The 11,813-nt window shown below is 56.5% G+C and carries 14 protein-coding genes; 4 read left to right on the top strand and 10 right to left on the bottom strand.

The genetic code is table 11. The features are described from left to right. Positions 1-23 precede the first annotated feature (23 nt). The 4 genes from G538_RS16805 to G538_RS16795 all read left to right on the top strand — a co-directional run bounded on the left by G538_RS16805 (position 24) and on the right by G538_RS16795 (position 3,583). Positions 24-1,016, top strand: coding sequence for an ADP-ribosylglycohydrolase family protein (locus G538_RS16805; protein ID WP_035834337.1), 993 nt, complete (start codon positions 24-26; stop codon positions 1,014-1,016). 151 nt (positions 1,017-1,167) lie between these two features. Further along, entirely contained in the window at positions 1,168-1,821 is a 654-nt protein-coding gene (locus G538_RS0112565; protein WP_157544498.1) for a DUF6318 family protein, read from the top strand. Positions 1,822-2,162: 341 nt separating this feature from the next. Further along, positions 2,163-2,678 (top strand): PKD domain-containing protein, encoded by a 516-nt coding sequence (locus G538_RS18090; protein ID WP_157544497.1) that lies wholly within the window; start codon positions 2,163-2,165, stop codon positions 2,676-2,678. 113 nt (positions 2,679-2,791) lie between these two features. Continuing rightward, positions 2,792-3,583, top strand: coding sequence for an alpha/beta fold hydrolase (locus G538_RS16795; protein WP_051197157.1), 792 nt, complete (start codon positions 2,792-2,794; stop codon positions 3,581-3,583). Between the two features lie 141 nt (positions 3,584-3,724). Here G538_RS16795 and G538_RS0112550 read toward each other — a convergent pair whose 3' ends face one another. From G538_RS0112550 to G538_RS0112505, 10 genes are all read right to left on the bottom strand, one after another. Next, positions 3,725-4,147, bottom strand: coding sequence for an organic hydroperoxide resistance protein (locus G538_RS0112550; protein WP_029069571.1), 423 nt, complete (start codon positions 4,145-4,147; stop codon positions 3,725-3,727). After that, positions 4,144-4,638, bottom strand: a complete 495-nt coding sequence (locus tag G538_RS16790; protein WP_051197155.1) for a MarR family winged helix-turn-helix transcriptional regulator — start codon at positions 4,636-4,638, stop codon at positions 4,144-4,146. Before G538_RS16790 ends, G538_RS0112550 begins: the two co-directional genes overlap by 4 nt. A gap of 133 nt (positions 4,639-4,771) precedes the next feature. After that, the gene (locus G538_RS0112540; RefSeq protein ID WP_029069570.1) at positions 4,772-5,101 is read right to left on the bottom strand and encodes a metal-sulfur cluster assembly factor; all 330 of its coding nucleotides are present in this window, start codon (positions 5,099-5,101) and stop codon (positions 4,772-4,774) included. Positions 5,102-5,200: 99 nt separating this feature from the next. After that, the gene (sufU, locus tag G538_RS0112535; RefSeq protein ID WP_035834336.1) at positions 5,201-5,713 is read right to left on the bottom strand and encodes a Fe-S cluster assembly sulfur transfer protein SufU; all 513 of its coding nucleotides are present in this window, start codon (positions 5,711-5,713) and stop codon (positions 5,201-5,203) included. A gap of 61 nt (positions 5,714-5,774) precedes the next feature. Beyond that, positions 5,775-7,067: a SufS family cysteine desulfurase gene (locus tag G538_RS0112530; protein ID WP_029069568.1), complete on the bottom strand. Its 1,293-nt coding sequence runs from the start codon at positions 7,065-7,067 to the stop codon at positions 5,775-5,777. Between the two features lie 114 nt (positions 7,068-7,181). Further along, positions 7,182-7,943 carry a Fe-S cluster assembly ATPase SufC gene (gene sufC, locus G538_RS0112525; RefSeq protein WP_029069567.1) on the bottom strand — a complete coding sequence of 254 codons (762 nt, stop codon included), beginning with the start codon at positions 7,941-7,943 and terminating at the stop codon, positions 7,182-7,184. Positions 7,944-7,955: 12 nt separating this feature from the next. After that, positions 7,956-8,300, bottom strand: coding sequence for a non-heme iron oxygenase ferredoxin subunit (locus G538_RS0112520; protein WP_029069566.1), 345 nt, complete (start codon positions 8,298-8,300; stop codon positions 7,956-7,958). Then, positions 8,297-9,523, bottom strand: a complete 1,227-nt coding sequence (gene sufD, locus G538_RS0112515; RefSeq protein ID WP_029069565.1) for a Fe-S cluster assembly protein SufD — start codon at positions 9,521-9,523, stop codon at positions 8,297-8,299. The genes G538_RS0112520 and sufD overlap by 4 nt, the downstream gene beginning before the upstream one ends. Beyond that, positions 9,523-10,929 carry a Fe-S cluster assembly protein SufB gene (sufB, locus tag G538_RS0112510; RefSeq protein ID WP_035834411.1) on the bottom strand — a complete coding sequence of 469 codons (1,407 nt, stop codon included), beginning with the start codon at positions 10,927-10,929 and terminating at the stop codon, positions 9,523-9,525. The genes sufD and sufB overlap by 1 nt, the downstream gene beginning before the upstream one ends. Before the next feature lie 112 nt (positions 10,930-11,041). Next, entirely contained in the window at positions 11,042-11,776 is a 735-nt protein-coding gene (locus tag G538_RS0112505) for a helix-turn-helix transcriptional regulator (protein ID WP_029069563.1), read from the bottom strand. Positions 11,777-11,813 lie beyond the last annotated feature (37 nt).

Genomic DNA, 11,813 nt, shown 5'->3' with positions numbered 1-11,813 from the left:
ACACGACTACCTAGACTGAAGGCATGGAACGAGCCATCAGCCTTGTCATATCATCAGCCGTCGGCGACGCGCTGGGAGCACCCTACGAGTTTCTACCGCCACTGCCACACGCAACCCCCATCACCGTGCAAGCCACCCACCTGTGGGAACGTGGCGAATGGACTGACGACACATCCATGGCTATTCCCATCTTGGAGCAACTTGCTGCTGGGGCTAGCCTGCACCCCACCAACGCAGCAACTCAAGACACCTTAGGGCGCATCGTCTCGCAGTGGCTTGAATGGGCGCAGAACGCAAAAGACATCGGCACCCAAACCCGTGCGGTATTCGCACATATTCCTGAGAGCGCCGTGACCGCACAGGCAGCGCGAGACGCAGCGAGAATGGTGCATGAACAAACAGGGCGTTCAGCAGGTAACGGGTCACTCATGCGCACCGGCCCGGTTGTTCTCGCGGCACTCACCCCAGAGTTCCTCACCCACTACCCCAACATTTCCCAGCACCGGAGGTTCGAGGATTTTCCCAGCGAATACCTGACGACGGTTTCTGGAGCGGTGCGTAGTGTCTCCGAACTCACTCACTACGAACATGATGCTAGTGATGCATGCGTGATGTGGGTGCTCACTGCACTACATTCACTCCTGACTGGGGAATTAGACATTCGCAGCGCGGTCGATGCGTTGCCCAGTGAACGCGCCACACGGTGGCATGGGTTCCTCGACGAAGCACAAACACACAAACCGTGGGAGATCAGCAACAGCAACTACTGGGTGGTGGGCGCACTCCAATGCGCTTGGTCGGCAATGTGGCATGGACATGACCTCACCAGCACACTGGAACTGGCGGTTCGATGCGGCGAAGACACTGACACCGTCGCCGCCATCACAGGAACGTTAGCTGGGGCTCTCTACGGTCATCAAGCTCTTCCCGGTGAATGGCACGAGCACCTCCACGGGTGGCCTAGCTACACCGCCGATGACCTTACAAACCTCGTGATGCGTGCCATCAACCGTTGAAGTCAGTAGGCAGCTCCTCGTCATCATCAGCAGATGACATCGTAACAAAACAAACAAACGACATGTTACGCAACGCGATGGATTGTGTGGTTTTCCACAGGGGAGGGTTCCCTATGGTGGGTTGGGTGGGTGGAGTTGTTGGATTGTGCTCATGTCTTTGTTGCGCAGTCGCCCTCTTGCGGCCTCCACCCTCAGTCCAGTTGAATACGCTGATACCCGAGGGAGATTGCCTCGACGTCTTGGGGTAGCTGCTGTGGCGTGCTTGTTAATGATTCAGCTCACGGGGTGTGCCCCTGGTGAGGAAGAACCCCAGCAACTTGCTTCAGGAGAGTCAACAACGACCGCACCTGAACCCACCCCAGAACCCGAAACCCCAGAAACACCACAAGACCCGCCCCAAGAACCAGCAGCAATGGCCAACAACAACGACGAAGGCGCCATCGCAGCAACCAAATACTTCCTCACACTCATCGAGTATCACACGAAAAACAACAGCCTCGAGGAAATTGACAATTATTTCTATAGTGATTGTAAATACTGCCGAGAAATGCTCGACGCCGAAACGGAAAGAAATCTACTGAAATGGGAGTTCACCTCATTTTCAATGACTCCAACTAGCGATTTCGAAATAATCCAACACGAAGGTGTAGTCTGGTCTGTAACTTCAAAAGTTGATATGACAGCTAAATTACAGCAGCACGCTTCTGGCGAAGAAGAAGACAGATCCTCGCTACTTCAATGGACCTTTCACCTAGGTAAAATTGATTCTGAGTGGAAAATTTTCGAAATTGAAGGGAAGGCCTAGTGAGTTTCACGAAAAAAGCCCTCACCTTGACATCCCATTTCACAATTATTGTGAACTCATTCTTTCTGCCGAATCTCGAAATTGTTGCCCAACCTGGAGAAAACAGCTTTGACGCAAATGCGTTCACGCAGGCTCTAAATGAACAAAACGAAACGACAGAACCTTCAAACAGAGATAAAACTCAGACTGCAACGGGTGATAGTGCCAGTGGGAGCAACACATCGCAGGAGACTTCGGCACCGCCTCGATGTTCCGGAGGCGAGGAATCAATCGAAACTACAGTTGCCGGTTCTTCAGCCGGATTAGCCACTCTCCCCCGTGCCGAAGCGCAAGGAACAAGCGTGGCACCGGTGCTAGAATGCACACTCCCCGACGGGTCAGTAGCCCAAACAACACCTGCCACGGGGCGGCAACCAGTAGTCGTCACGGTCCGAGAATTCCGAGAACTCCCCCTGAAGGGATCTGGAATCACCATTGAACCTGACAGGGAAGACTACGTCATCAATCTCCCGGTCATCATGCTGACAGACCCAGCGCCGCAAATCCTGCAAACAAACCTTCTAGGAACTAACGTACAGGTCAAAGCAACCCCAACGTCCTACACCTGGAACTGGGGAGATGGCACCCAACCACTCACCACCTCGGATCCAGGGCGCCCCTACCCTGATCACACCGTGCACCACACATACACCTCGCTTGACACCTTCACCATTACGCTCGAAACCACCTGGTCAGGCCAGTTCTCCATAGACAACGGCTCAACGTGGACCTCAATCGATGGAACGGTCACCACAACAAACACAAGCTCACCCGTGACAGTTCTCGAATACGTACCACTTCTCGTTCCTGACAGTTAATAACCCCCACCACACCTGATTCATCCCATGTTTGTGGCATGATGGGTGGGTTGTGTTTCCCTACTAACGGACAACACACCCCCCACCCGCTCCCCTGTCACCTGCATCGGACCATGAAGCCTTACCCGCATCACCTCTACATTGAGGCCCAGCAACACTACGCGACCGCCTCCGATGGCACGCGCATCGCCTACTGGATTTCTGGAAGCGGACCAGGGGTTCTCCTGATTTCAGGGCAGGCAGTCACTCACACGTCCTGGCAGCGTGTTGCCGCTAACCTGCCTGGGCGCACAGTGATCGCGTTTGATCACCGTGGAACCGGACAAAGCGACAAAGGCGATTGGCGTCAATACTCCACACAACTCTTCGCAGATGATGCAACAACAGTCATCGCTGCTGCCGGGTTTACCCAGGTTGATGTCATGGGACATTCCATGGGTGGCAGGGTCGCCCAGTGGTTAGCCCTGAATCACCCTGACCGTGTGCGCCGCCTCGTTTTGGCGGCAACCACGCTGAATGACGCTTCCGGTGAAGCGCGCAGCCAAAACGCCGACGAGGCACTCCGTAGCGGCAAACTTTCCCGGCTACGGTCAGTGTTTTTCCTTCCAGAAGACTCAGAATCCATTGACCTGTTTCACATCACCGAAGATAAAGACGCACGTGTAGGGCATTTCCGAGCATCCAAACGACACGACACTCGCGACGCAGCCACTCACATCACCCAACCAACGCTTGTTATCCACGGTGCGCTTGATGAGTTGACTCACCCCAGCCACGGCGAAGCACTCGCACATGCCATACCGCGAGCGCGTAAAGCGATCATCAAACATGATTTGCACGGCACACTTGTTGACGGTGGAGTTGGTTTAGATATTGCTCGGCAGTTCATCAACGCCGGCTACTAAGGCACCTCCGGTTTCTTGGGCCGAGGTTGACGGGCTTAACGCCAGACTGACATAAACAGCCGGTCAGTATCGTGACGGTACTGACCGGCTGTTTATGTGCGTGCGGCTTAGCCGCCGTGGGGGCGAGACATAACTGTGGGTTTAGCCTTCGGTGACGGAAACCTTCACGTCGATGTTTCCGCGAGTGGCGTTGGAGTATGGGCACACTTGGTGGGCTGCATCAACGATTTCTTGGGCAGCTTCGCGCTCTACGCCTGGCAAGGTAACCTCAAGTTCAACAGCCAGCCCGAAACCGCCGTCCTCTGTTTGACCAATGCTGACGCGGCCACCAACTGATGAGCCGGTGACTGTGACTTTGCGTTGGCGCGCAACGAGTTGAACAGCGGAGTGGAAGCAAGCGGCGAAACCTGCGGCGAAGAGTTGCTCTGGGTTTGCGCCATTGCCTGAGCCCCCCATTGCTTGAGGAACAGCGAGGTCAAAAGCAAGGTCGGAGCCAGCAACTTCGACGCGTCCATCGCGTCCGCCGCCGGTTGCAAGTGCCTCAGTGGTGTACAGAGCGTTCATGGGTGGTGTCCTTCCGAGGTGGTTTGTCCCAGCGCGCTGGGCTGTGTGGCTGGCGTTTGAACGGCGGTGCGCAGTGCGTGCAGCGCAGTTACTAGTTCAGTGGCGTCATGTTCGCTGAGGTTCATTGCTTGCCCTACGCACACGAAAATATCTGCGAGTTCTGCGCGAAGTTCCTCGCCGCGTTCGGTGAGGTCTACGTGCACTGCACGCTGATTGTCGATGTCCCGGTTACGCGTGATCAGACCGTCACGTTCCATTCTTTTGAGCAGCCCTGAAATAGTGCTGCGGTCAAGGTGAAGCGATTGAGCGAGGTCACTGGGTGTGACGCTCCCCTGCTCCCATAGGACGACGAGCACCAAGAGTTGCTGATAGGTCAGCCCCCATGGGGCGAGAAGGTCGCGGTAGAGCTGCAAGGTAGCTTGCAGTGAGGAGTACAGGGAGAAACACACCGCAGAATCCAACGGTGACAGGGAGCCTTCATCACCAGCCATGTACCTATCTTTGCACGCCAATGATTGGCATGCAAATCTTATCGGACCGCGAGTTCACGGCCTGTTAAACAAAAAACGTCAGCCCACACCCGGAGCTCTCCCGGGTGTGGGCTGACGTTGTATGGGGTGCGTATTAGACGTTGAAACCCAAAGCGCGGAGTTGTTCACGCCCATCTGGGGTGATGCATTCTGGACCCCATGGTGGCATCCATACCCAGTTGATGCGGAAACCGTCAACAAGCCCTTCAAGGGACTGGGCTGCTTGGTCTTCGATGACGTCAGTCAGCGGGCAGGCTGCAGAGGTCAGAGTCATGTCGATCACGGTGGTGCCGTCGGGTTCAATGGCGATCCCATAGATGAGGCCAAGGTCCACGATGTTGATGCCCAACTCAGGGTCGATCACGTCGCGGAGGGCTTCTTCAATGTCTGCCACACTGACTGGTGCACTGGTGTCACTGGTCATGGCGTCTCCTTGTCGTTAGTGGGCCTGCAGTGTCCACGTTATCAGCAGGCAGTGAAAGCGTCGCCGGTTAGTTTCAGCGATGACAGTGATGTGTTGGTGCTAGCAGTGTTTAATGCCTTGGGCGTGTGCGTCAGCGCTTGCTCCTGTGGAAGCTAAGGTGTCTCGCAGTGCTGACCATCCGAGGAGTGCACATTTGATACGTGCGGGGAACTTTGATACCCCGGTGAAAGCGTTGGCGTCGTCAAGGAGGTCTTCTTTGCTTTCGGTGGCCTCGTCGTCGGCAGGGAATCCTTTTCCGCGGGTGTCCATAAGTTGCCGGAAAACATCAGCGACATGTTCAACGTCGCCGACGCTTTGACCTTCAACGAGTTGCACCAACACTGAGATCGACGCCTGAGAGATAGAACATCCTTGGCCGTCCCACGTTACGCTGCTGATGGTGCGTTGCGTCCCGTCTCCGGTGAATTGGACGCGCATCGTGACTTCGTCACCGCAGGTGGGGTTGACCTGGTGGGACTCTCCCCCCAACTGGTTAGCGTCGAGTTCAGCTAGTCCTTTGCCGTGCGGGTTTTTGTAGTGGTCAAGGATGACCTGCTGGTACAGCTGCTCCATGGAGTTACTCAACGCGCTTGCCCTTCCGTGCTGTGCTGGTCGTGTCTGTGGGACGGTGCGGTTAGTTCACCTGGAAGAACGTCTGCACCTGCTGCAAAGATTCCACAAAGGTGTCGATGTCTTGTTCTGTGGTGTAAACAGATGCCGATGCCCGTGTCGTTGAGGCGATACCGAATCGCCGGTGCAGTGGTTGCGCGCAGTGGTGCCCGACCCTGACAGCTACGCCGTAGTCGTCAAGTACTTGCCCTACGTCGTGTGCGTGGACACCGTCAACGGTAAAGGAGACAACGGCGAGGCGGTCAACTGCGTCGAGAGGGCCAATGACGTTGATCCCTGGGAGATCGGCGATGCGTAAGAGACGCTCAGTGAGATCGCGTTCGTGGGCAAAAACGGCGTCCATGCCGATTTCCCCCAGATATTGTGCAGCAGCACCAAAAGCCACCGCTTGGGCGACGGGCTGGGTGCCGGCTTCAAAACGTTGTGGTGGTGACATAAATGTGGTGTCAGTCATGGTGACTACTTCCACCATGGATCCACCGAGGAGTACGGGTGGGAGCGCCTCAAGGAGTTCAGTGCGCCCATAAAGGACCCCTACCCCGGTGGGGCCAAGCATTTTGTGCCCGGAGAATACAGCGAAGTCCACACCCAGTTCAGTGAGGTTGACTGGCAGGTGCGGAACTGATTGGCATGCATCAAGCACTGTCAGCGCACCTACTTCTTTGGCGCGGCGTACAAAAGCTGCGACATCCGTGATGGCACCTGTCACGTTGGAGGCGTGGGTGAACGCCAAGACTTTCGTTCGCTGTGTCACGACGGTGTCGAGTTCTTCGGTGCGTAGGCGCCCAGAATCGTCAACACTAATCCAGCGCAACGTGGCACCGGTGCGGTGCGCAAGCTCCTGCCAAGGAACAAGGTTTGCGTGATGCTCCATTTCTGTCACCACGATTTCATCGCCTGGTGCTAGAGCAAAGCGCTTTGCTGCGTCGCCCCCACGACCCAGCGTGGCATTTTGCATCCCATACGCGATGATATTGAGTGCGGTCGTCGCCCCCGACGTCCACACGATGTCGTGGGGTTGAGCACCAACAAACCGTGCCACATGGTGACGCGCCTCCTCAAACGCGTCTGTGGCTTCCTCTGCTAGGTGATGCGCACCGCGGTGCACCGCAGCGTTGCGCTGCAGGTAAAAGTCCTGTTCGGCATCTAACACCGGGTCGGGCTTTTGGGAGGTTGCTCCTGAGTCGAGGTACACCAAGGGTTTCCCATCTCGCACAGTGCGCGAAAGGATGGGAAAGTCCGCTCTGATCGCCGCAAGTTCGTTGGCGCTGAGGGTGTGTGGTGCAGTGCTGTTCACAGGGTTCCTCCACGTCCGGGCCTTGACGGCCCGGGTTTGCTGTCTTGCCGATGCTCACTCACGCTGACAGGTCATAGTGAGTGAGCATCGGCAGATGCTGGGTGTTGTGACCGTTTAGGCGGTCGCGGTGGTGAGGTAGCGGTCGTAGCCTTCTGCCTCAAGACGCTCGGCGAGTTCAGGGCCGCCTTCTTCTGCGACACGGCCGGCAACGAACACGTGAACGTGGTCGGGCTTGATGTATCGCAAAATTCGGGTGTAGTGGGTGATGAGAAGGACACCAGCACCGGTGGTTTCCTTGGCGCGGTTCACGCCTTCAGAGACAACACGCAGCGCGTCAACGTCCAGGCCGGAGTCGGTTTCGTCGAGGATTGCGATTTTTGGCTTGAGGAGTTCCAGTTGGAGGATTTCGTGGCGCTTCTTTTCACCACCGGAGAATCCTTCGTTGACCGAACGCTCGGAGAAGGCTTTGTCCATGCGCAGGTTGTCCATTGCGGCGTTGACTTCTTTAACCCAGTGACGCAGAGCTGGAGCTTCACCGTCGATGGCGGTTTTGGCTGTCCGCAGGAAGTTTGCGACGGACACGCCTGGCACCTCGACCGGGTACTGCATGGCGAGGAAGAGACCTGCGCGTGCACGCTCATCAACTGTCATCTCGAGGACATTTTCGCCATCGAGGGTGACTTCACCCTGGGTGATGTTGTACTTGGGGTGACCGGCAATGGAGTAAGCCAGAGTGGACTTACCGGAACCGTTTGGCCCCATGATTGCGTGGGTTTCACCAGAGTTAATGGTGAGGTCCACGCCGCGAAGAATTGGCTTTGGGCCTTCTTTGGTTTCGACACTGACGTGCAAGTCTTTGATAACAAGTGTTGACATAGTGGATTTCTCCTATTTCACAGTTTTTGGCGAGTCGACATCGACGAGGACGTCTTCACCGTTAATGCTGACGGGGTAGACAGGAACAGGGCGTGAGGCGGGCAATTGGCACGGCATACCACTGGTCAGATCAAACTGTGACCCGTGGAGCCAGCATTCAATAAAGCAGCCCTCAACTTCGCCATCTGACAGTGGGACCGCGCCGTGAGAGCACTCGTCAAAGATGGCGTGGATGGTGCCTTCTTCGTCGTGAACTACTGCAACGGCAACTTCGCGACCGTCTGCGGTGTCGAGTTCGACCCGCAGGGCTGTGCCCTGCGGGACGTCTGACACCTTGCAGGCGAGTTGTGCGCTCATGCCTGTGTGCCGGTGATGACGCTCATGGATTTCTCCAGCTCTTCATCGATCTTGTCGATGAGGCGCTCTTCAACCTCCTTCACGCCGATCTCTTGGATGAGTTCAGCGAAGAAGCCACGCACCACAAGGCGGCGCGCGTCTGTTTCAGGGATACCGCGAGCTTGAAGGTAGAACAGTTGCTCGTCATCGAACCGACCTGTGGCACTGGCGTGACCAGCACCTTCAATCTCACCAGTCTCGATTTCGAGGTTTGGCACAGAGTCGGCACGTCCACCGTTAGTCAGTACAAGGTTGCGGTTGAGTTCATACGTGTCGGTGCCTTCAGCAGCGGCACGAATAAGTACATCGCCCACCCATACAGTGTGCGCACCCTCGCCTTGGAGGGCACCTTTGTATGTCACGCGTGATTTACAGCGTGGGACGGCGTGGTCAACAAACAACCGATGTTCTTGGTGTTGGTTGGCGTCAGCAAAGTAGAGGCCAACCATTTCCACGTCTCCGCCTTCAGCAAGGAACTCTGCGTCAGGTGTGATGCGGACTAGGTCGCCACCGAAGGTAACCACAACGTGCTTTACGCGGGCGTTGCGTCCAAGGGTGATGCGCTGTGAGGATGCGTGAACGGCACCTTCGTTCCAGTCTTGAACGGAAACGACGGTGACGTGTGAGTCATCCTCGGCAACGATTTCTACGGTTTCGTTCAGCAAAGCGTCACCAGTGTGGTCAAGCACGATCACCGATTGTGACAGTGGCTTGGCGTTGATGAGAATGTGCGCTGCACTGGCTTGCTGTGCGTCACCTGTCACAGAGACGTAGGTGGCGTCAGTTGCTACTGCTTCACGGGGAATGGTGACCACTGTTGCTTCGGTGATGCTGTTCCACGCGGTAACTGCTGTGCGGTCACCGGGGGTCCCTGCTTTTCCGAGTCGCGCATCGTTCCGCCCCACAACCTCAACCTGTACTTCAGGTGCTGCAGTGACAGACACTGCGCCTGCTGGTGAAACAAGGTTGTCGGCGAACAACGGGGTAAGCCGTGAAACCGGGGAGAAACGCCATTCTTCTTCGCGCCCACTGGGCACGGGAATGTCACTGAGGTTGAAGGACGTCAGGCGGTCAGCACGTGACCCCTGCACCCCGCCACCGGTGCCGTGAGTGTGCGCGGCGTCGGCGGTGGCCTGCGAGTGGTCGGTCGTCAGGCCCTCGGTGTTGTCAACTGTGCTGGTCATCAGCCAACGGATCCTTCCATTTGAAGTTCAATGAGGCGGTTCAGCTCGAGTGCGTATTCCATGGGCAGTTCACGCGCGATAGGTTCAACGAACCCACGCACGATCATTGCCATTGCCTCGGTTTCTTCCATGCCTCGTGACATGAGGTAGAACAGTTGGTCCTCACTGACGCGGGAGACTGTTGCCTCGTGTCCCATAGTGACGTCGTCTTCACGAACGTCTACATACGGGTAGGTGTCTGACCGGGAAATTTGGTCAACGAGGAGAGCGTCACACAGCACGTTTGATGCCGAGCGTGTTGCTCCTTCGAGCACCTGGACCAGTCCACGGTAGGACGTGCGACCGCCACCACGTGCGACAGACTTCGACACAATCGATGATGACGTGTTGGGTGCCGCGTGCACCATCTTTGCCCCGGCGTCTTGGTGTTGACCTTCACCGGCGAAAGCAATGGACAATGTTTCACCGCGAGCGTGCTCACCAAGCAAGTAGATTGCTGGGTATTTCATGGTCACTTTGGACCCGATGTTCCCGTCAACCCATTCCATGGTGGCGCCTTCAGCGGCAGTTGCTCGCTTGGTAACAAGGTTGTACACGTTGTTTGACCAGTTTTGGATGGTCGTGTAGCGAACGCGGGCGTTCTTCTTCACGATGATTTCCACAACGGCAGAGTGCAACGAGTCAGTTTTGTAGATCGGTGCAGTACACCCTTCAACGTAGTGCACGTATGAGCCTTCATCAGCAATGATGAGGGTGCGCTCAAACTGCCCCATGTTTTCGGTGTTGATACGGAAGTATGCCTGCAGTGGGATTTCTACGTGGACCCCTGGTGGGACGTAGACAAATGATCCGCCTGACCACGTTGCCGTGTTCAGTGCAGCAAATTTGTTGTCTCCCGCGGGGATGACTGACCCAAAGTATTGCTCAAAAATTTCTGGGTATTCGCGCAGCCCTGTGTCGGTGTCAACAAAGATGACACCTTGCTCTTCGAGGTCTTCGCGGATCTGGTGGTAGACCACTTCGGATTCGTACTGAGCTGCAACACCTGATACGAGGCGCTGCTTTTCAGCTTCGGGGATGCCTAGGCGGTCGTATGTGTTTTTGATGTCGTCTGGGAGGTCGTCCCAGCTTGTGGCTTGCTTCTCCGTGGAACGCACGAAGTACTTGATGTTGTCGAAGTCGATCCCGGAGAGGTCTGAACCCCAGTTGGGCATCGGCTTCTTTCCAAAGAGGCGCAGAGCCTTGAGACGTTGGTTCAGCATCCACTCTGGTTCGTCTTTCATCGCCGAGATTCGGCGAACGACCTCTTCGTTGATTCCGCGTTGCGCGTTCATGCCGGCTGCGTCTTCATCGTGCCAGCCGTACTCATATGAGCCGATGGACGCGATGATCGCGTCGTCGCTCATGGGCGCAGCAGCGTTGGGTTCCTGCGTGGGGGCGCTCATAGTTTTCCTTCCACGTTCCGTGTCACGGACGTTCTGGTTCCCCGCGGACGGGTGACATTATGCGTGCGGGCTGTCACTGGTTCCGTTGCGGGATGGCTACCGGGACGTTTGTGGTGCACACGTGACCTCCCCCGGCGAGGGTCACGAGACGCTGCGTGTGGACGCCAAGAAGCCGCGAGAACGCTTTGGCTTCTGCCTCACACAGCTGGGGAAACTGCTCTGCTACATGCTGGACTGGGCAGTGGCCCTGACACAGTTGGAGCATCGGTATGCCGTTAACAGGCCGGACACTGGCGGCAAAGCCGTCTTGTGTCAGTGCCTTGGCGAGTTGTTCCACCCGTTCACGTGGATCGGGTGAGGTGAGCACTTGGGCATATCGTTCTTCGAGATGCGCTAGGCGGTTGGCAGCAAATTGTTCTACCGCATCGGGCCCGGCAACTTCTTCTAAGAATTTCAATGCATCGGTGGCAATTCCTGAGTAGCCGCCACCCATTTTGACGTGGGCTTTGTCTGTTGCGACGTAGCGTCGTGAGGGGCGTCCCCGGGTTCTTCCGGTTGGCGCATCGGAGTGCACGGCAATGTCACCGTCGTCTTCTAGTTGCGCTAGGTGCCTACGCACTCCGGCCGCGGTTAGCCCAAGGAGTCGAGCTAGTGCTGCGGCGTTGATTGGCCCATCTGAGACAATCAGCTGCAACACACGTTCGCGGGTGGATTCTTCATCAACTGCCGCGGTAGTGGTTGGCGTGTCCTTCACGATGCCTGTGGTCGCCTCGTTGGGCATGTCACCACGCAGCGAGATATTCGTCATGCGTGTGCGTCACCTCTTCTCTCCACTGGCTGTTGCA

It is taken from the genome of Jonesia quinghaiensis DSM 15701 (assembly GCF_000423205.1).
Lineage (GTDB): Bacteria > Actinomycetota > Actinomycetes > Actinomycetales > Cellulomonadaceae > Jonesia > Jonesia quinghaiensis.
This window is presented reverse-complemented; position numbering and strand designations above follow the sequence as displayed.